Source organism: Emcibacter sp., from assembly GCF_963675455.1.
Taxonomy (GTDB): domain Bacteria; phylum Pseudomonadota; class Alphaproteobacteria; order Sphingomonadales; family Emcibacteraceae; genus Emcibacter.
Genome location: NZ_OY776217.1, coordinates 3,517,398 through 3,538,056 on the forward strand (window position 1 = coordinate 3,517,398; position 20,659 = coordinate 3,538,056).

Sequence of the window (20,659 nt, forward strand, 5' to 3'; positions counted from 1 at the left end):
TAACTGCTCCCCGAAACCGGACCGCTGGTCAACTGTCTGACCTGCCGACCTTTATTTCAGGGAGCATAATTGAATTCAGGTTATTATCCAGTAAAAATACTGAAGGGTTACCATACAATTTTTTCGATACCGTCGAAGGTGATCTGGCCGCCATCATCAAAAACAATGGTTCCGGCGGCATCATCAGTCAGCAGCATTTCACCATTTGCATCATCAACCGACTGGATTGAATCCCCATTCTCCAGGGTCAGGGTCCAGCCCTGTTCCGAGGCACTGCCGGTGAAGCCGTTGAGTTCAATGGCATCCGTCCAGCCGGCACCGCCGGACACAGAATCCGTGCCGTCATTGGAGCCAAAGATGAACATGTCATTGCCGTCACCACCAAACATGGCGTCGTTACCGGCACCGCCTGTCAGCGTGTCATCGCCTGTGGATGTCCACAGGACATCGTTGCCATCCCCGCCATCTGCGGCAACGCCCTGATCGTAGGTATATTTGCTGGACGTCATGTCGAGGATGTCATCACCCGCACCCATATTGATTTCCTCAACATTCTGGATCCTGGCCTGGCTGCCGGATTCAAAACTGCTGATCCCGTCATCAAGGAACAGCGCATCATCGCCGCTTGTCCCCTGCAGGACATCGTGACCGCTGCCACCGTCAAAGACATCACTTGAACGGTTGTAGCCACTGAGGGAAACATTCTCGCCGGTCTCGACATTATGGGCGGCATAGCCGGACCATGTATTGTCGGCATTATAGACCAGTGTATCGTCACCGCCGGCACCCTGAAGGTCCTGTGCACCTGCTGTACCCTCGATAACCTGATCTGCAATTTCCACATTGATAGACTGGGTTGTGGAGGCTGTATCCCCGTTACTGCCTTCCGTGGAGGTCGTCGTGACTTCAAGCGCAAAATCATCGGAGCCGTCAGTCGCCGTGATTGTCAGACCGTCAAGGTTCCAGCCGGAAATATCCGTGCTGGTATTGCCGGCTGTCGCCTCAAAACTGTTGACACCATCACTCAGGATCGCCCCTTCAGGTATGGCCGAAATACTGACGGACAGGCTTTCAGATCCATCCTGATCCCCGACCACGGTCTTGATCTGCAGCAGGTCAGCGGCGGTATTCACTTCTGCGATCACTGCCTGCTGTTCGTGCGGCGCCAGCGCAACATCCACCTGTGTATTCACATCGGTATAGTCGCCGTCGCCGCCACCCCACAGGTCTTCCCAGTTCTGGTTGCCTTCGGAAGCGGAATCCGAGAAATGGTCATATCCATCCGGATTAATATCCTGATTGCTGAAATAGGCCGGAGAATTCTGACCGCTCAGCGGCTGACCGTCCGCCATCGGGGTCCAGACCCCGTCAATATTCTCGAAGGTCACTTCAGTACCGTCTTCAAGACCCGCGTTTTTGTTATCTCCATTCGGAATAATGAAAAAGCCGAGTGATACGCCGCCTTCATAATCGGAGGTATCCAGAGTGATGGTTTTTGCATCACCATCCTTCACGTTATCCTGAATAACAGCGCCGCCCAGCGGATTACCATCAGCATCGGCGATGTAATAACCATGTGAGTTATTATATCCCGCATTGACGCTCAGGTAGGATACGTCAATGGTGAGAATACCGTCCGCCGGAAGGTCATAATTGCCATGGGCAGGATCGAGTGTCAGCGAACCAGACAGATGCATTTCGGGTGCATCCGCCACAGCTGTCACGTCAAGGGATGCTGTGGAGGTTACGGTTTCCGTACCGTCTGTCACATCGAAACTGACCTGCACGTCATCGCCGGAGAAATTATCTGTCGGGCTGAAGGTCCATGTTCCGTCGCCATTGTCCGTCACCGAGCCAAAGGCCGGATCAACATCAACAGAGGAAACGGACAGAAGATCCCCGTCCACATCGGAGGCATTTGCCAGAAGATCCCCAGCGCTGAAGGTGATCGAGTTATCTTCTGCAGTGGCCCCAAGATCGACAGAACCGACAACCGGCCCGTCATTATCTGGCGCCACCGTCAGGGTTGCCGACGCGCTATCCGTCTGGGATCCGTCACTCATCGTGTAGCTGAAACTGTCTTCGCCGTGGAAATTTTCCGCCGGTGTATAGGTAAAACTACCATCCGCGGCAAGTTCCACAGTACCGCCGTTGGCCGTTACGATTGTATCCGCGACGACGGACAGGCTGTCGCCGTCCACATCCGTATCATTGATCAGGACATTGCCTGAAACGGCCTGGTCTTCGGTGCCGGAGAAGCTGTCCGCCACTGCCACAGGGCCCTCGTTGACATCGTCAATATTGACAACCAGTTCAACGGAATCCGTTCCGCCGTTGCCGTCTGCAACCTCGACCGTCAGTGTGCGGGAAGATTCTGTTTCATGATCCAGCAGGGAACCGTCGGCCACAGTCACCTCGCCGCTCTGCGGATCAATGACAAAGGCGCCGTCATCATTGCCGGATGTAATGGCGTAGGTCAGCGCGTCCCCGTCAACATCGGTTGCTGAAATCGCTGCCGCCTCTGTACCGTCCGTCGCTCCTTCTGCAACCGAGGTGCTCAGCTGTACACCGTCTGACAGCATTTCCGGCACTTCGGTATAGGACACGGATTTAACGGTGAATTCAGAGTTATCTCCTGAACTCTGACCGGTCGCATCGGTGGCTTCGATCACAATTTTCGCCACCGGAACATCCCCGGTTTCAAGGTCATAGGAGAAACTGCTGCCGCTCAGTCGCGTCCCCGTTTCCGGGGTCAGGCTGCCAGTAGCTACTTCATTGCCATTGGCGTCATAGGCCGTCCATTTGCCCTGCTCACCGCCGGGGAATTCATTTTCGATCTGGCGGTCTGTGACAAGCCCGACTTCGGTCACGGGATTATCAAAGGTCAGCACCAGTTGCTCGCTGGTCCCGGTCGCGGGATCATAATCTATCTGGGTGTCAATCCGTTCACCCTGAATGCCCACCCCGTCTCCGGATGTCTTCAGAACGGCCGCACTTCCGTCGGTGGCAAAACCTTCTATCGTGACATTATCGCCGAGTTGACCGGAAGTTCCGTCACCGGACAGAACAACATTGTTGGTATCAAGACTTACAGGCGCATTCCCGTCCAGTGATGTTGTAATCACCGGCGCATCATTCTCGGGGGTAACCGTGAGGGTGGCACTTGCTTTCACCACACCGCCGTTGCCGTCAACCACATCATAGGTCAGGGTCAGATCGCCGTTAAAGTCGGCACCCGGCTGGAACGTCCAGCTGCCATCCTCATTCGGAACAAGCGTACTGTAATCGGCAACCGGCACATCGGACATATCAAACTGCAGGGAGCCAGACCAGGCCATGGTTTCCCGACCGTCAATCACGTCAGAGGATCTGGCGTAAGAGGCATCCTCGGCCTCGATGGTCACACCACCGATGAAGTCTCCGTTCCCGTCCTGGGTGCCGCCCACGTTGATCTTGTCCACAATCAGGTTGCGGTCTTCACCGGCAACGCCGTCGCCGTCCCTGTCGCCGGTGCCTTCCCAGGCGTCGTTGACAAAGCGCACATCAACGGAATCAATTTCGGTACCTGCCGGCAGCTCAAAACTGAAATATTCCCAGTCGCCGCGCTCGGCAGAGACTTCAAAACGGGTTTCCCCATTTACTTCAATCAGTTCACCGTTGACGTAGACCTCAAAGTCTGGAGAGCCAACCCCCACATCCTGCACGTTGTCGGGATCATAATGATCGCCGGAAATCTTCAGGGTAACCGGAATTTCACTGACCTCATTGCCGATACGAAGATTTGTGACAGAAAGTGCATCACCATCAATATCAGAGGCGTTCCCGAGAAGGTCGGCGGGCTGAATTGTAATCGCAGCATCCTCAGCGGTTGAAAAGGCAGGTGCCGCATCCAGGTCAACAACCGGCCCGTCATTCACTGCAATAACATCCAGGCTTGCCGTGGAGGAGACGGTTTCGATGCCGTCGGTAACCTCAAAGGTCAGGGGGACATCCGCGCCGTTGAAATTTTCGACAGGTGTGAAGGTCCAGGTGCCGTCACCGTTATCCACGACAGCGCCATAAGATTCATCGACATTGACCTCGGTCACCGCCAGCACATCGCCATCAATATCGGAGGCATTGGCCAGAAGATCCTCGGCACTGAAAGTGATCGAAGTGTCTTCGTCTGTTGCCCCAAGCTCGACTGCATTTACAACCGGGCCGTCGTTGGAACCGATGACGCGAACCTGCATGGTGGCCACATCACTACCGCCTTGCCCATCGGAAACCTCAAAGTCAAAGCTGACCAATTGTTCCTCACCATCCTTCAGCCCATCAAAATCACTGCCCGGGTCGAAACTGTAACTGCCGTCCGCATTCACCACCACCGTGCCTGCCTCAGGAGCAGACACCAGGCTGTAGCTCAGGTCATCCCCCTCGATATCCGTGGCATGAAGCTGATCAAGGAGAACAACATTCTCCCCGGTAGTTAAATCACTTTCTATAGCCACCGGTCCGTCATTGACCGCAATTACATCCAGGCTGGCTGTGGAGGAGACCGTCTCAATGCCGTCGGTCGCCTCAAAGGTCAGGGGGACGTCAGAACCGTTGAAATTTTCTACAGGCGTGAAAGTCCAGGTGCCATCAGCGTTATCCACGATAGCGCCATAAGCCTCGTCCACCATGACCTCGGTCACCGCCAGCACATCGCCATCAATATCGGAGGCCTTGGCCAGAAGGTCCTCGGCACTGAAAGTGATCGAAGTGTCTTCGTCTGTTGCCCCAAGCTCGACTGCATTTACAACCGGGCCGTCGTTGGAACCGATGACGCGAACCTGCATGGTGGCCACATCACTACCGCCTTGCCCATCGGAAACCTCAAAGTCAAAGCTGACCAATTGTTCCTCACCATCCTTCAGCCCATCAAAATCACTGCCCGGGTCGAAACTGTAACTGCCGTCCGCATTCACCACCACCGTGCCTGCCTCAGGAGCAGACACCAGGCTGTAGCTCAGGTCATCCCCCTCGATATCCGTGGCATGAAGCTGATCAAGGAGAACAACATTCTCCCCGGTAGTTAAATCACTTTCTATAGCCACCGGTCCGTCATTGACCGCAATTACATCCAGGCTGGCTGTGGAGGAGACCGTCTCAATGCCGTCGGTCGCCTCAAAGGTCAGGGGGACGTCAGAACCGTTGAAATTTTCTACAGGCGTGAAAGTCCAGGTGCCATCAGCGTTATCCACGATAGCGCCATAAGCCTCGTCCACCATGACCTCGGTCACCGCCAGCACATCGCCATCAATATCGGAGGCATTGGCCAGAAGGTCCTCGGCGCTGAAAGTGATCGAAGTATCTTCATCGATTTCGCCGAGATCCACGGCCTCCACAACGGGGCTGCTGTTGTCGGGATCTTCCGCGCCGTCATTGATAGCTATGTTGTCATCAATTTCCGAATTGCCGTCACCCCCTGTATTCTCAGGGGCCTCGTTGATATCGGCGACATTAAAATCAAAACTTTTGCTAACCTCGGCACCGGACCGATCAGTCGCCGTCACCGTAACGGAAACCGTCGGCTCGACTTCATGATCGAGGCTCACATCGCCCTTGAGTTTCAGGACACCGTCCACTACTTCAAACCGGTCGTCGCTGACGCTATAGCTGTGCACATCATTGGTATCCACATCTGTCGTGGACAGAGTGCCGACGACAGCTCCTTCAGCATTTTCGGTAAGGCTGTTGCCTGCAATCGAGATATCGACCGGCGCATCATTCTGACCGTTGACGGTGAGGGTAACATAGGCGGTGTCTGTCGCACCGGAAGGATCGGCAACTGTATAGGAAATGGTTACTGTTTCGCTATCCCCCTCGGCAAGGTGATCGTAGGCGCTGCCGGGATTGAAAATGATCTTCTGGCCATCATGGGTAACCGCACCCGCCCCATCCTGCAGTTCCGCTCCAGTAATAAACAGGGGATCAGCATCTGGATCGACATCATTTGCCAGGACGTCTATTGAATAGGTACTGTCTTCACCGGTGTCAAAACTGTCATCAGCAGCAACCGGCGCTCCATTGACTATTGCGCTTTCTTCCTGCAATGCTGAGGATGCCGGGGTGTTTTCCCCACTGGTTCCCTGCGTCCCCAGGGGAGCAGCCCCCTCCTGGCCGGTTTCTGCCTGATCCAGCTCCAGGGCAGAAAAGGAGGAACCGGAAGAAAAAACGGGTTCCTGTCGACCGCCTTCTTCATTAAAACTTTCAGTTGTGAAATCTGAAGAAGCCGTAGTCTGTAATGAGCTCTGTTCAGCATCAGTTGTTGCTGTGTCGCCGGAGACAGCCCCTTGCTCTGTTCCGGTTACCGGTTCGCTTCCGTCATATTGTCCGTCCGGAAATGCCGACCCTTCAGACTGGTCACTTCCCATATGGATATTTGACCTGGTCTGGGTATCCTGAGTACTCTCATCGCTTTCCTCGCCCATCGTGACCTGGGGACGTTCGGTTTTTTTAACCTGATCCGCACCCTGCAGAACGGGATCCAGTTCAATATCAAAGTTATCTGAACCGTTGCTTCCGGACTCACCTGTGGACATTTTTCTAACTCCAGTACCGACAATATTTCAAATTTGTGCACAAAAATTCGTGGCGCGAACATGGAACCCACGTTCAGACCCGTTTTTAGAATATCAGAGAGTGGTGAAGAAAGTCTTTCTGGATATGGTTAACGGAGGCATAACAAATCCATAAAAAGTTCTTAAAATTCAATCAGATAACAGGCAAAAAACATAAAATATTCATAAAATTTGAACTAAAGTCGTTTTAGAACAGTCTTATTAACCATTATTCAACGCAATAAGGTTATCAAAAGTATCATAAAGACTTCAGAAAAAAGCGGCAGTCTCCGAAACGGCCGTTTTTTAACTGTGTCGCAATTAACCATAAAAGCAGTATGTGTTTATGATCAAAAACAATAACATTTCAGGAAATAAACTGGACTCTCTGGGGTTCATGCCGATCCTCAGAAAAGATATTCTGACAGCTTCCCTGGTCCTTAATGCACTGTCTCTTGCATTGCCGATGGTATTGTTACAGGTCTATGACCGGATCATCCCCAATGCTGCCCTGAATACCCTGAGCCTCCTTATTATGGGACTTCTTGGTGTACTTGTTATTGATATTCTGCTGCGCACAGCCCGGGCCTATCTGGCCGGCTGGATAGGCGCCAAATATGAACATGATATGGGTTGTCGCGCCCTCGAGAGAATTTTGGGTTCCGGCCTGCAGGATCTGGAAAAAATTCCATCCGGTGTACATCTTGACCGGTTTGGCGCCATTGACTCCGTACGCGATTTTTATGCAAGTCAGGCGGGCCTGACCCTTGTGGACCTGCCATTTGTCTTTTTATTCCTCGGTCTTCTTGGGCTTATTGGCGGATCGCTGCTGATTGTACCTGTCTGCCTGCTGATTATTCTGGGCGTCATTGCCTTTACGCTCGGCGTCAGGCTCAAGGAAGCGATTGAAAAAGATACTATTTGGGAAGATCGGCGCTACAGTTTCATCATAGAGGTTCTGGGCGGCATTCACTCCATCAAAAGCATGGCCATGGAACATCTGATGGACCGGCGTTATGAGAAGCTTCTGGAGAGCTGCTCGGCCGCCAGTTACAATGTCATATTCCTGAACGGCCTTGCCCAGGGGATCGGTAATATTTTCTCCCAGATCACCATGGTGGCGGTTGCCAGTATTGGCAGTATGCTTGTTATCAACGGTGATATTACCATGGGGGCGCTGGCCGCCAGCACCCTTCTGGCCGGCCGCACGGTGCAGCCCCTGTTGCGCGCATTGGGTATCTGGACCAGGTTCCAGCACATCCAGATTGCCCAGGAAAAGCTCGGCGCCATTGAAGAATTACAGCCGGAAAGAGCAGAACAGGCTTCCGATATTGACCGGATCAACAGCATTGAACTGAAAAATCTTTCCTTCCGCTATGATAAAAATTCCCGACATATCCTGCGCGACGTCAACCTCAAGGTTGACCGTGGCCAGGTTGTTGGCATCCGTGGCGGCAACGGATCCGGCAAATCAACCCTGTTATGGGCACTGATGGCCGGCCTAGAACCGGAACAGGGCGAAGTCCTGATCAACGGCAAGGACCCCGCGCTATTTTCCACCGACAGCCTGCGCCAGAAAATAGCCTACCTGCCCCAGCGGCCGGTCATGTTCCAGGGAACGATCCTCGATAACCTGACTATGTTCCGCGGCGATGAACATATTGATGATGCCCTGAAGGTGGCGGAAATGATGCATCTTGACAGCATCCTCGCCCGCATGCCTGACGGCTATGAAACACGTATCGGCGACGGCGCCCAGAATGAACTTCCGGCCGGCATTGCCCAGCGCATTGCCATCGCGAGAACTCTGGCAAGCGAACCCGATGTGATTCTGTTTGACGAAGCCAACTCCGGCCTCGACAACCAGTCAGATGAAGACCTGATCAGGCTGATGACCGGCCTGAAGGGAAAATGCACCATGGTTCTGGTCAGTTACCGCCCTTCCCTTCTGAAGCTGGCGGACAAATTGTACGACCTGCAGAACGGGCAGCTTACCCCCGTCAGTCCGACAGAAAAAAAACCGGCCACCGGTAAAAGCACAAACAGGGAGGGAGACCGCGCATGAACCGGGACACCGCCACTGACGCACCTGTCTCCTCCGGCACCTGCAATAAAGGTCCGGCGCGGGAAATGATCGAGGAACTGAACGACAAATTCAGGGACGGCGCCAGCCTGAAAGTGGCCAAAGCCGACCAGTTGGCCGATGCCCTGCAGGCAGGCAAGATCGGCTCCTTCCATGCCTCGTCCGATTATGCCGCCTGCCTGCTGCCCCTATTGCAGGCTCTGGGCTGGCGCGGCCAGTTACGGCGACTGTTTGAATCACTGCCGCACTTTGCCGACGGGCTTGAACTGACCGAGTTCCGCAATACCCTGGCCCATCTGCACTATAAGACAGACCCTGTAGAGGTTGATCTTGCCTCAGTCGACCCAAGGCTGTTTCCCTGTTTGTTTGTGGAAAACAACCGGCCGCTCGTGGTGCTGTCCAGGGACCGGGAAGGTATTCGCTATTTTGACAGTTCCGACCAGCAGGAAAAATATACTGACGGCAAACAACGGACCGGAACAGCTTATTTCATCTCCACCAAACATGCTAGCCAGACCAATAAGCTTGAAGACGATCTTGCGCCGAAGAACTGGGTAAAGGACCTGTTTCTGCGGTTCAAGGGAACCATCAAGCAGATGTTCGCCATGACCCTGATGCTGAACTTTTTCGCCCTTCTGGTACCCCTGTTCATCATGGCCATCTATGATCAGGTCATCCCGTCACAGTCTGGCGTATCCCTGAGCTATCTTGTCGCCGGTATTACCCTGGCGCTGGGATGTGAAGTCGGCCTGAGAATCCTGCGCGCCCGGCAAACCGCATATCTTGGCGCCCGGGTGGAAAATATTGTGGCCAACGCCACCTTCCAGAAACTTTTGTCATTGTCCCCGATGATGACGGAGTCCGCCCCGATCGGCAGCCAGGTTTCCCGTCTAAAGGAATTTGACGCCATCAAGGGACTGTTCACCAGCACGCTGGTCAATGTATTTCTTGAACTGCCTTTTGTTGTCCTGTTCCTGGCCCTGATTGCCATACTGGGCGGTACGCTGGCCTATATCCCCATCGCCATGATGGGAATTTTCGCGCTGGTGGCCGCCATCATGATCCCGGCCATGAAGCGGAACGTGGCCTCCACCAGCCGGGCCCGGGCCCGACGCCACAGTTTTCTGGTCGAAGCCCTTTCCAACCTGCGCACCATCAAGCAGACCGCGGCCGAGAAACCCTGGCTGCAGAGGTACCGTACCCTGTCTGCAGAAACAGCCTACAACCATTTCCGCTCCTCCCAGGTCTCTCTGCTGCTACAGAGCCTGGCCCAGGCCATCATGATGGGGTCCGGCGTGGCGACTGTCGGCTTTGGGGTCCTGAAAGTCATGAACGGCGATATGACAATTGGTGCCCTGATTGCCTGTATGGCGCTGGTCTGGCGGGTTCTTTCCCCGCTGCAGAGCCTTTTCCTGACCCTGAGCCGTCTGGAGCAGACCCTTAACAGCATCAAACAGATCAATCAGTTGATGCGAATTCCGTCCGAGGATGATTTGCTGCCCAACAGCCTGACCCAGCGTACCTTTGCCGGCAACCTGGTCATGGACCGGACCAGCTTCCGCTACAAACCGGATTCGGAACCTGCCCTGCTCGGCGCCGGTTTCCGGCTCAATGCCGGTGAAATGATGGCCATCATGGGGCCCAATGCGGCCGGCAAGTCAACGGTGCTGAAACTTATTATCGCCATGCACAAACCCCAGGCGGGACAGATTATCCTGGATGGCATGGACATCCGACAGATCAATCCGGCGATTCTGCGCCAATCCATTGCCTATGTGCCCCAACAGTCCCATTTTTTCCACGGCACCATCGCCCAGAATTTGCGTCTTGCCCAGCCCATGGCCTCCCAGCCGGATCTGGAGGAAGCCTGTCTGAAGGCAAATGTGCTTGAGGAAATAAACAACCTTCCCGAAGGATTTGAAACACGTATCGGCGACCAGTCCATCCAGAGCCTGCCGTCCAGTTTCATGCAACGCCTGTCCCTGGCCAGGGCCTTCCTGAAAAAGGCAAGCATCCTGCTTCTGGACGAACCGGCCAAGACGCTTGATTTTGAAGGGGACAGGGCCTTCATGAATACGCTGGCCGCCCTGAAGGGAACCTGCACCATCATCATGGTTTCGCACCGGCCGAGCCATCTCAAAATGGCAGACAAGGTCCTGGTTCTTGAGGAAGGTCTGGTAAAGAACTTCGGACCACCTGAATCCGTCTTTCCGGCGCCTGCGCCGCAAACAGCATAAAAGCCAGAAAAAAGGCACTGAAAATGACAGATAAAAGCACTGAAACAGAAAAGTTGAAAATCGGAACCCATGTCGCCCGTACGCGCGAAGTTGTCGGCGAACTGGTGACAAAGGCCACGGAAGCTGCACGGACAAGACAGGAAAAACCGGTCAGTTATTATGCTCGCTTCCTGTCCCGGGCCATCCTGCTGGAAGAAAGCGGTCCGCCGAAGGCCATTATTTCAACCATCGGCATCATCAGCCTGTTTGTTTTTGGCTGTATTGCCTGGGCAGCAGTCACAAAGCTCGATGAAACCTCTGTCGCCCAGGGACAAATCGTCCCCGCGGCCTCGGTTCAGCCGGTGCAACATCTTGAAGGCGGCATTGTTGCAGCAGTGCTGGTCGAGGAAGGCGAGATCGTCAAAAAAGGCCAGACCATGATCAGGATGTCTCCTTCCCAGGCAACATCCGAGCGCGGCCGCATGCTGGCCCGTCATGCCGCGCTGAGCATGCAGACAGAAAGGCTGAAATCCTTTGCCCTCGACAGACAAGCCGATTTTTCCGCCTATGCGGACAGTTTCCCCACTCTGGTACAGGACCAGAAAGATATACTGGCCCAGCAGTTGAAGTCCCGACAAGCACAGGAAAATGTCATTCTGGCCCAGATCGCCGAACGCCGGAATGAAACAAAGGTGTTAGGCGAGCAGGAAAAAACCCAGAAACAAACCCTTGATATCATCAGTGAAGAACTGAAAATGCGCAAGGAACTCACGGACAAGGGACTTGGCTCCCGCCTGCGCCTTCTGGAAGTCGAAAAGGAATACAGCAAGGCGGAAGGAGACCTGCACACTACCCGGTCAAGAAAGGCCAGTGTCCAGGCCAGCATCAAACAGGTCGAAGGCAGCCTGATTGAACTTCAAGCCTCCCTGCGCAACGACGCACTGACGGAAATGGGGAACCTGTCCAAGGAACTTGCCGAAATTACTGCCGAGTTACAGCGGCTGGAAGACAAGGTCCAGAGGCTCAACGTTGCAGCTCCCTCTGACGGTATCGTCAAGGGCCTGAAATACCGGGTGGCCGGCAGTGTCGTCCCTCCGGGCGATGTAGTAGCCGAAGTGGTCCCCTATACAGGCAAAATCGTGGCGGAAGTCCGTATTTCCCCGCGGGATATCGGCCATGTGGGTCCGGGTGAAGAAGTGCTGGTCAAGATCGACACCTATAATTTTGCCCGCTTCGGTGGAGTCAAAGGCACCCTGAACCAGGTCTCAGCCTCTTCCTTTGTCGATGAAAAGGGGGAAAGTTACTTCAAGGGCGTGGTCGAACTCCCCAGAAATTATGTGGGCAATGACCCGGCCTCGAACCGAATTACTGCGGGCATGACAGTTGTCGCCGATATCAAAACCGGCGACAAGACCCTGCTTCAGTATCTGGTGAAACCGATCAACAACGCCCTGACCACCTCATTCAGGGAACGTTGATCAGGCAACCCGTTTTTCGATGGCGTCCCAGACCAGAGCGGCAATATCCGTGCCGTCAAAGCGCTGGATTTCCTGAATACCGGTCGGCGAGGTCACATTGATCTCCGTCAGGTAATCACCGATCACATCGATACCGACAAAAATCTGGCCCTGCTCCCTGAGAGTGGGGCCGATTGCTTCGCAGATCTCAATTTCCCGGTCCGTGAGAGCGGTTTTTTCAGCCACCCCGCCCACATGCATGTTGGAACGGGCTTCGCCTTCCGCCGGCACCCGGTTAATGGCGCCGACCGCCTCGCCGTCCACAAGGATAATCCGCTTGTCGCCCTTGCGCACATCGGACAGGTATTTCTGCACGATGAAGGGTTCCACATAGAATTCCTGGAACAGCTCAATCAGGCTGGCCATATTTTCATCCTTCGGTGTGATGCGGAAAACACCCTTGCCGCCATTCCCATAAAGCGGCTTGACCACAACATCCTTATATTCGGCCCGAAACGCAGTGACGTCCTTCACATTATTGGTGATCAGAGTCGGCGGCATCAGGTCGGGAAATTTGGTCAGGAATATTTTCTCAGGCGCGTTACGGACGGAAAAGGGATCATTGACCACAAGGGACTGCCCCTCGCCTGTGCCGTGCACATGTTCCAGAAGATGGGTTGCGGTAATATAGCCCATGTGGAAGGGCGGATCCTGGCGCATCAAGATAACATCGGTTTCGGTTCCCAGATCAAGGCGCCGTTCAGTACCCAGACTGAAATGGTTGCCCATTTCGCGACGCAGGGTCAGGGGGCGCGCATGAGCCAGGGTCCTGCCATTTTCATAGGCCAGATCGTTCACATGATAGTGATACAGGCGATGTCCCCGCCGCTCTGCTTCCAGCCCCAAAGCAAAGGTGCTGTCGCCGTTGATGTCGATGGACTCGATGGGGTCCATCTGAATTGCCACTGCCAAACTCATGTCCGGTTATTCCTCGTCCCTGTCGTTGCTGATCAGCGAAAGCACATTTTTGTTGGTGGCCTTCGACAGATCCTTCAATGTCTCCAGAATATGTTTCTTGAGACTGCTGTTTTCCTGCCCATCCTGCAATTTGTCCAGGCAGGTCAGCAGTTTTTGTCTGCTTTTATCATGCTCCCCGAGATAGGCGAGCAGGATACCATGCTCATATGTATGTTCTATTTTCTCCGGGTCAATAAGGCTCATGCGTTCAAGCACATCTGCGGCCAGGGAAAAATCGTTGGCCTGCAGGGAGCGCACCTTGATATTGTTCAACATCCTGACCAGAATGCCCCGGTCTGAAATGGCCGCATAAAATTCCGGTTTCAATTCCGCCTTGTCACCGCCGATGGTGCGGATCAGGTCCCGCAGATGACGGGCATCCAGCAAACGTCCGGAATGAAAGGGATCGACAATCGCCTGGTCACTGGTGCCGAAGACCCGAACCAGGAAATGGCCGGGAAAATTAACGCCCTCTGCCTGCCAGCCACGGGCCCGGGCCGCATGAATATAGAGGATCCCCAGAGAAACAGGGATTCCCAGCCGCCGGTCAATCACCGACATCAGGTTGGCATTCTGCAGATCGTCATAGTTCTTTTCATTGCCCTCATAGCCATGCCGGGCATTCATCACATCCGTCAGCGCCAAAGCGCGATCCTCGGCAGTTTCAGCTTTATACCCCTCGTTGGCCAGATCAAGCCCAAGTATTTCCAGATGATGTTCATATTTCTGGAAGGATATGCCGGGCCGGTCCAGCGCCGCCAGCATCAAAGCCGTCCGGGCAATGTCAATTTCGCCGTCCGGCATACGGCCGACGGCTCTCAGGTAATCATACTGCTCTGCGATATTTGGTGTCATGCTACTTGATGTCATACTTCAACTGCTAACTTTCTTCCTGCCAGGCATCCTGAATATGGCAGGGCCATTTCCAAGGCACCAGCAGGATGGTGTCAAATCGAAAACTATAGTCCAGCTGCCTGGCCAAATCATTTGCCAGCCGTCGCGAGATATACCAGTTGGCGGCGCGTGTGATCCTGAGCTGTTGCGGCCGGAGAATGGAGCTTGCTGCTTCTTCCAGGGTCTTGCGAATTTTCACTTCAATAAAAACAATAAGGTCAGCCTTCTGCGCGATCACATCGATCTCGCCAAACGCACATTTAAATCGACGTTCCCTGATCCGGTATCCCTTGAGCCGGACATAGGCAATGGCAACATACTCAGCCAGAATACCCTTGAAATAGGCCTTTCTTTTATGCGCCCCTGCCATATCAGTCCCTGCCCGCCAGTTCAAGGGCCCGGGCATAAACCTCCTTGCGCTTGCGACCGGTTGCGCCGGTCACCGCCGCCACCGCCTCCTTGACCGACAGAGACCTGAGCGCCTGGACAAGCGCCTCGTCCACATCGACATCTGACGCTTCCGATATGGTCGGCGGACCCACAACGAGCACGATTTCTCCCTTTGGCAGCGGAGCCTGCTCATAATGGGCAATAAGCTGATCAACCGGTCCCTGCCTTACTTCTTCATAAAGCTTAGTCAATTCCCGGCACACCGCCACCTGTCGCTCCCCCAGAACCTGTTCCATATCCTTCAGGCAGTCCAGAAGACGATGCGGCGATTCATAAAATACCAGAGTTGCTTTCAGGCTGCGAAATTCTTCCAGTATTTTTTGCCGGGCCGCGGTTTTGTTGGGCAGGAAACCGGCAAACAGAAACCTGTCCGTCGGCAGGCCGGCGCTGGCCAGGGCCGCCAGAAGGGCGCTGGCCCCGGGAAGGCTGGTCACATTATAACCGGCCTTGCGGGCTTCATGCACCAGACGATAGCCCGGATCGGAAATCAGCGGCGTCCCGGCATCGCTGACCAGAACCACCTTGTGCCCCTGCGCCAGATGATCCAGCAGGCGGGGCAGCATTCTTTCCGCATTATGGTCATGATAGGCAACTGTCGGACGTTTGATGTCATAACGCGCCAGCAGCTTGCCCGTCACCCGGGTATCCTCGCAGGCAATCACATCCGCCTGCCCCAGAACCTCGAGAGCCCGCAGGGTAATGTCGCCCAGGTTGCCGATCGGCGTTGCCGTCACATAAAGGCCGGGTGCTATCTTTTTTTCTGTATTTTCAATCATGTCCAAACTTTTGTCTTAATTCATGGCTAGCCTATCCCAGTCATACAGGTTATTAAAGAATTTACTGGCTTTAACCGAAAAATTGGAAGGCTTCCTCCAGCGCATGAATTCTCTGCGACATTTTATCCTTCTGCTGATCGTTCTCGTCACCGGCCTGTCAGGCTGTGGCGGACCGGAGCCCACACCCCTTATCCGGGACCAGGCGCCACCAGCAACGGAACCGGCAGAAGAAATGGCGCCGATGGAAGAGGAAACAGGCCCGCGGGCTGAAATCCGGCTCGGCCTTCTGCTGCCGCTTTCGGGACCTGATTCCGAAATCGGGCAGGCCCTCCTGAACGCCGCCAATATGGCGCTGTTTGATTCACGTGACAAACGGCTTGTGCTGATTCCCGCCGATACCCGGGGAACAGTACCCGGCGCCCTTGCTGCGGCAAAAGAAATTCTGGATGCAAAAGCGGATATCATACTTGGTCCCCTGTTCGCGGATGATGTCAAGGCCATCAAGCCGCTGGCACAGGAAGCCGGCAAAAAGATTATCGCCTTTTCTACCGATCATACCGTTTCCGGCGACGGGGTTTATCTTCTGAATTTTCGCCCGGCCGAGCAGGTTAAAAGAATCCTCTCCTTTGCCGCGGAACAAGGATATGGGAAATTTGCCACACTGATCCCGGAAACCCCCTATGGCGAAAGGGTTCTTGAGATTTTTGGACAAACCCTGATGCGTCGGCATAAGGATATGGTTGCCGTCCAGACCTATAAGCCAATCGCCAACGAACTGTTCGATCCGGTCAAAAACCTTGCCAATTATGATTTCCGGCGCCGGGAATATCTGGACGAGGTGGAGTTCCTAGAATCCCTGGGCGAAGACGACGATTTCGGACAGGATCTGCTTGAGGAAATCAAGCATATGGAAACCCTGGGCGAAGTGGATTTCGATGCTGTCCTGGTGCCGGAGGGCGGCGCCCTGCTGCGGACGCTGGCCCCGCTCCTGCCCTATTATGAAATCGATCCGGCAAAAATAAAATTCCTCGGCACCGGCCTTTGGGATGATGCAATGCTGCGGCACGAACCGCCCCTGATCGGCGGCTGGTATGCGGCCCCCGAAAAGGAAATGAGCCAGAAATTCTTCACCCGTTACGAAAAAACATACGGCACGGAAGCACCGCGACTGGCTACCCTGGGCTATGATGCCGTGGCCCTCGCAGCCACACTGGTCCGGCAGGAAGAAATTCCGGATTTCTCAGAAGAGAAACTGACAGATCCGGCAGGTTTCATGGGTATCGACGGTCTATTCCGTTTCCGCCCCGACGGCAGTTGCGAAAGGGGACTTGCGGTCTATGAGATTACCACCGGCATGTTCAGGGAAATAAGCCCGGCACCGACAAGTTTTATCCCGCCGTCCAGAATTCCGCTGACGGAGTCAGAACTGAACAAACTTTACCGGGATCAGGTCAGGCAAGGAGCTCGCCCAGAAGGTAATTCAGCAGGGGCGCTCCCTTACCTGTTACCCGAAGATGCGCCTGATCCATATGCAGATATCCCTGATCAAGAAGAACTTCCAGGCGGTTTTGATCCAGATACCCTGCCAATGGATCTCCAATCCGCGCCTGAAATTCAGAAAGAGCAATTCCCCGGGTCAGCCTCAGACCCATCATAATCATTTCCTCGGCCATGGTCTGACGATCCAGACGCTGGTCATGCTCCGTGGCATGCCCGCTTTCCAGAACATTTTTCAACCATGACTCCGGCTTGCGGCGCTGACTGGTGGCATGAAGCTGCCCTTCTACGGTCAACCGGCCATGGGCGCCGGGACCGACACCCACATAATCACCATAGGTCCAGTAGGTCATGTTATGCCGGCTTTCCTCGCCCCGGGCGGCATGATTCGACGTCTCGTAGGCAGGCAAACCCGCCGCAGTGCAGATGTCCTGCGTCATATCATACATGTCAGCCGAAACCTCTTCCGCCGGCAGGATAAGTTTTCCCCGGCGATATTCGTTGTAAAAGGCTGTGCCCTGCTCCATGGTCAACTGATACAGCGACAGATGATCGGCCGCCAGATCGAGGGCTTCCCGAAGCTCTTTTTCCCAGTCGGCACAGATTTGTCCCATGCGGGCATAGATCAGATCAAAGCTGTTACGGCGGAAATATTTCTGCGCCAGGGCAATGGCGTCTTTCGCTTCCTTCACACTATGTTCCCGGCCAAGCGCCTTCAGGTCATCCTCCCTGAGAGACTGTATACCGAGGGACACCCGGTTGATCCCGGCCGCCGCAAAATCCCTGAACTTTTCAGCCTCCACACTGGTCGGGTTGGCTTCCAGAGTGATTTCCGCGCTGTCCGGCAGGGACCAGTTGCGCCCGATGCGGTCCAGCAGGCCGGCGACAGTCCGTGCCGACATCAATGACGGCGTGCCGCCACCGAAAAACACACTGCCGATCGTGCGCGGACCACTAAGCGCCGCATAATGGTCCAGTTCCCGGCACAGACCCTCCAGCCAGGCGTCCTCGTCTATGGAGACCCGGACATGACTGTTGAAATCGCAATAAGGACATTTGGACCGGCAGAAAGGCCAGTGTACATAGATGGCGAGAGAGTTTACAGAGTTCGTTTTATTGCTCAAAACAGGCCTTGATCAGTTTGCGAAAGGCATCCGCCCGATGACTGATGTCGTGTTTTTCCCCGGGATCCATCTCGCCGAAAGTCTGGTGATATCCATCTGCTTCAAACATGGGGTCATATCCAAAGCCCTGGTCGCCGCGTACCGGCCAGACCAGTGTCCCGTAAACCCGGCCTTCAAAGGTCTCCACATGACCTTCGGGAAATTCCTTGCAGGGTGGCCAGGCCAGGCTGAGGGCACAGCTGAAATGGGCGCTGCGTTTTTCGATCTGTTTTTCTTCCAGCTCCCGATGCAGTTTGTTCATACCCCAGGAAAAATCCCTTTTACCGGTATCGGGACGTTCTGCATAACGGGCCGAATGAATACCCGGAATACCGCCCAGAGCCGGGACCACAAGGCCGGAATCATCGGCCAGCGCAACAAGACCGGATTCCCGGGCCGCCGAGCGCGCCTTTAGTTCGGCATTTTCCAGAAAGGTGGAACCGGTCTCTTCCGGTTCCGTCAGCTTCAGTTCCCCGGAGGAATAAACCTCGACACCAAAGGGCTTTAAAAGTTCACTGATCTCCCGCACCTTGCCGGGATTATGGCTGGCGACAACAAGTTTTTTTTCCCTGAACTTTCTGGCCATCTCAGCCCTCCAGAACCTCGTTCTGTTTTTTGACAAGCTGCGTCACACCGATTTTGGCAAGACGCATCAGACGCAGCAGCTCTTCCTCGGTAAAGGGTTCTTCTTCGGCTGTGCCCTGGATTTCAACAATACGGCCATCACCGGTCAGCACAAAGTTGGCGTCCGTGGCGGCGGCACTGTCCTCATCATAATCCAGATCCAGCACCGGCACACCTTCATAAATGCCGCAGGAAACCGCCGCTACTTCGGTGGTGATCGGCATTTTGCTGATCAAGCCGTCTTCCAGCATCCTTTTAAAACACTGGTAAAGCGCAACATAAGCGCCGGTAATGGCCGCGGTACGGGTACCGCCGTCGGCCTGGATCACGTCACAGTCGATGCGCACCTGGCGTTCGCCAATGGCTTCCATGTCGCAGACGGCGCGCAGGGCGCGGCCGATCAGGCGCTGGATTTCCTGGGTGCGTCCGGACTGTTTACCGCGGGCGGCCTCGCGCCCCATGCGGCTGTGGGTGGAACGGGGCAGCATGCCATATTCCGCCGTCACCCAGCCCTGCCCTGTATCCCTCAGGAAAGGCGGAGCTTTATCCTCCAGCGTTGCTGTACACAGGACATGGGTATCGCCAAAACGGGCCAGACAGGAGCCTTCCGCATATTTTGAAAAACCGATTTCAAGTTTAATGTCACGTAACTGGTCGGGTTTACGGCCGGAAGGACGCATAAAAAATCTCCTGAATTTGTATAAATCCCTGTTCTTCTATCGTTAACGCAGCCCGCCGTCCAGCCCAATAGTTGCGGACGGCAAAAATTCACACCCGGTTATTGAATATTGAGTTATTGAAATTGAGTCATTGAAATTTCCCGCGGGAAGCATAGATTCAGTGGCATGCTTCTGGAAACATTGAATGACAGATCACGGGATATATTCCGCCATATCGTTGACGCCTATCTTTTGACAGGCGATCCGGTGGGTTCGCGCACCCTGTCGAGAATACTGACAAGCCCCCTGTCTCCGGCCTCCATTCGCAATGTAATGGCCGATCTGGAAGACAGCGGTCTGATTTATTCCCCGCATACCTCAGCCGGACGAATTCCCACCGAACTTGGCCTCAGACTGTTTGTGGACGGTCTGCTGGAAGTCGGCAACCTGTCCGAGGATGAACGCACCAATATCCGCATAAAATGCCATGAAAAAGGCAGTCGCCTTGATGAAATACTGCCCCAGGCGACAAGTCTGCTGTCCGGCCTGTCCCAGTGTGCCAGTATTGTAGTGGCGCCAAAATACGAACGTCAGCTGAAACACATAGAATTTGTCCACATCGGGCCGGGCCGCGCCCTGGTGGTTCTTGTCAGTGAGGGCGATGATGTGGAAAACCGGATTATCGAGGTGCCGCAGGGCCTGACCCCTGCCGCCCTTGTCCAGGCCGGCAACTATCTGAATGCCCGTATGGTGGGACGAACCTTTGCCGAGGCCCAGAAGGTGATTCAGAAGGAGCTTCGTGAACAGAAGGCCGAACTGGACAAGCTGACCCAGCAGGTGGTTGAACAGGGATTGGCCGTGCGCGCCGGATCCGGCAAGGGGTCCCCGGCTCCGGAGACTCTGATCGTTCGGGGACGTGCCAATCTGCTGGAAAATCTTGAGGCCCGTGAAGATCTGGAACGGATCAGGACACTGTTTGACGACCTGGAAACCAAAAACGAACTGGTCAACCTCCTGGACCTGGCCAAAAACGCCGAAGGAGTAAGAATTTTTATCGGTTCTGAAAATAAGCTCTTTTCCCTTTCCGGCTCATCTGTTATCGCTTCCCCCTATATGGATGCCGACAATAACATTCTCGGAGTGATCGGTGTAATCGGCCCCACCAGGTTGAATTATGCCCGTATCATTCCCATTGTTGACTATACCGCCAAGGTGATTGGAAATATTCTCTAATATAAG

General features: G+C 54.5%; 12 protein-coding genes and 1 pseudogene. 5 read left to right on the forward strand and 8 right to left on the reverse strand.

Going from position 1 to position 20,659, the window contains the following annotated elements:
* Positions 1-107: 107 nt before the first annotated feature.
* Positions 108-6,566, reverse strand: a complete 6,459-nt coding sequence (locus ACORNT_RS16475; RefSeq protein ID WP_321393402.1) for a tandem-95 repeat protein — start codon at positions 6,564-6,566, stop codon at positions 108-110.
* A 364-nt stretch (positions 6,567-6,930) separates the two neighbouring features.
* Here ACORNT_RS16475 and ACORNT_RS16480 point away from each other — a divergent pair, with 364 nt between their 5' ends.
* The 3 genes from ACORNT_RS16480 to ACORNT_RS16490 are packed head-to-tail and all read left to right on the forward strand — an operon-like array spanning position 6,931 to position 12,361.
* Positions 6,931-8,649 (forward strand): peptidase domain-containing ABC transporter, encoded by a 1,719-nt coding sequence (locus ACORNT_RS16480; RefSeq protein ID WP_321393405.1) that lies wholly within the window; start codon positions 6,931-6,933, stop codon positions 8,647-8,649.
* Positions 8,646-10,904 carry a peptidase domain-containing ABC transporter gene (locus ACORNT_RS16485; RefSeq protein ID WP_321393408.1) on the forward strand — a complete coding sequence of 753 codons (2,259 nt, stop codon included), beginning with the start codon at positions 8,646-8,648 and terminating at the stop codon, positions 10,902-10,904. The genes ACORNT_RS16480 and ACORNT_RS16485 overlap by 4 nt, the downstream gene beginning before the upstream one ends.
* 23 nt (positions 10,905-10,927) lie before the next feature.
* Positions 10,928-12,361, forward strand: a complete 1,434-nt coding sequence (locus tag ACORNT_RS16490; protein WP_321393411.1) for an HlyD family type I secretion periplasmic adaptor subunit — start codon at positions 10,928-10,930, stop codon at positions 12,359-12,361.
* Here ACORNT_RS16490 and gshB read toward each other — a convergent pair whose 3' ends face one another.
* Genes gshB through rsmI form a run of 4 tightly spaced genes read right to left on the reverse strand, consistent with a single transcriptional unit; the run spans position 12,362 to position 15,477 of the window.
* Complete coding sequence (gshB, locus tag ACORNT_RS16495; RefSeq protein WP_321393414.1) at positions 12,362-13,318, reverse strand: glutathione synthase; 957 nt, start codon at positions 13,316-13,318, stop codon at positions 12,362-12,364.
* A gap of 6 nt (positions 13,319-13,324) precedes the next feature.
* Positions 13,325-14,227 (reverse strand): transglutaminase-like domain-containing protein, encoded by a 903-nt coding sequence (locus ACORNT_RS16500; RefSeq protein ID WP_321393416.1) that lies wholly within the window; start codon positions 14,225-14,227, stop codon positions 13,325-13,327.
* A gap of 10 nt (positions 14,228-14,237) precedes the next feature.
* Positions 14,238-14,621, reverse strand: a complete 384-nt coding sequence (locus ACORNT_RS16505; RefSeq protein ID WP_321393419.1) for a YraN family protein — start codon at positions 14,619-14,621, stop codon at positions 14,238-14,240.
* A 1-nt stretch (position 14,622) separates the two neighbouring features.
* On the reverse strand, positions 14,623-15,477 hold the full coding sequence (gene rsmI / locus ACORNT_RS16510) for a 16S rRNA (cytidine(1402)-2'-O)-methyltransferase (protein ID WP_321393422.1): 855 nt from the start codon (positions 15,475-15,477) through the stop codon (positions 14,623-14,625).
* Positions 15,478-15,718: 241 nt separating this feature from the next.
* Between rsmI and ACORNT_RS16515 the strand changes: the two are divergent.
* Positions 15,719-16,255: pseudogene (locus ACORNT_RS16515) on the forward strand (penicillin-binding protein activator); the annotation flags it as partial.
* A gap of 673 nt (positions 16,256-16,928) precedes the next feature.
* On the opposite strand, the gene hemW reads toward ACORNT_RS16515, so the two are convergent.
* The 3 genes from hemW to rph are packed head-to-tail and all read right to left on the reverse strand — an operon-like array spanning position 16,929 to position 19,441.
* A complete protein-coding gene (hemW, locus tag ACORNT_RS16520; protein WP_321393425.1) occupies positions 16,929-18,098 on the reverse strand; it encodes a radical SAM family heme chaperone HemW in 1,170 nt (389 codons plus the stop codon).
* On the reverse strand, positions 18,088-18,723 hold the full coding sequence (rdgB, locus tag ACORNT_RS16525) for an RdgB/HAM1 family non-canonical purine NTP pyrophosphatase (protein ID WP_321393428.1): 636 nt from the start codon (positions 18,721-18,723) through the stop codon (positions 18,088-18,090). The genes hemW and rdgB overlap by 11 nt, the downstream gene beginning before the upstream one ends.
* A gap of 1 nt (position 18,724) precedes the next feature.
* A complete protein-coding gene (gene rph, locus ACORNT_RS16530) occupies positions 18,725-19,441 on the reverse strand; it encodes a ribonuclease PH (RefSeq protein WP_321393431.1) in 717 nt (238 codons plus the stop codon).
* Between the two features lie 165 nt (positions 19,442-19,606).
* Between rph and hrcA the strand changes: the two genes are divergently transcribed.
* Complete coding sequence (hrcA, locus tag ACORNT_RS16535) at positions 19,607-20,653, forward strand: heat-inducible transcriptional repressor HrcA (RefSeq protein ID WP_420717507.1); 1,047 nt, start codon at positions 19,607-19,609, stop codon at positions 20,651-20,653.
* The last annotated feature ends 6 nt before the right edge of the window (positions 20,654-20,659 follow it).

Bases quoted from the DNA above. Each gene is read 5' to 3' on its own strand.
- ACORNT_RS16475 (WP_321393402.1), bottom strand. From the start codon at position 6,566: ATGTCCACAGGTGAGTCCGGAAGCAACGGTTCAGATAACTTTGATATT.
- ACORNT_RS16480 (WP_321393405.1), top strand. From the start codon at position 6,931: ATGATCAAAAACAATAACATTTCAGGAAATAAACTGGACTCTCTGGGG.
- ACORNT_RS16485 (WP_321393408.1), top strand. From the start codon at position 8,646: ATGAACCGGGACACCGCCACTGACGCACCTGTCTCCTCCGGCACCTGC.
- ACORNT_RS16490 (WP_321393411.1), top strand. From the start codon at position 10,928: ATGACAGATAAAAGCACTGAAACAGAAAAGTTGAAAATCGGAACCCAT.
- gshB (WP_321393414.1), bottom strand. From the start codon at position 13,318: ATGAGTTTGGCAGTGGCAATTCAGATGGACCCCATCGAGTCCATCGAC.
- ACORNT_RS16500 (WP_321393416.1), bottom strand. From the start codon at position 14,227: ATGACATCAAGTAGCATGACACCAAATATCGCAGAGCAGTATGATTAC.
- ACORNT_RS16505 (WP_321393419.1), bottom strand. From the start codon at position 14,621: ATGGCAGGGGCGCATAAAAGAAAGGCCTATTTCAAGGGTATTCTGGCT.
- rsmI (WP_321393422.1), bottom strand. From the start codon at position 15,477: ATGATTGAAAATACAGAAAAAAAGATAGCACCCGGCCTTTATGTGACG.
- rdgB (WP_321393428.1), bottom strand. From the start codon at position 18,723: ATGGCCAGAAAGTTCAGGGAAAAAAAACTTGTTGTCGCCAGCCATAAT.
- rph (WP_321393431.1), bottom strand. From the start codon at position 19,441: ATGCGTCCTTCCGGCCGTAAACCCGACCAGTTACGTGACATTAAACTT.
- hrcA (WP_420717507.1), top strand. From the start codon at position 19,607: ATGCTTCTGGAAACATTGAATGACAGATCACGGGATATATTCCGCCAT.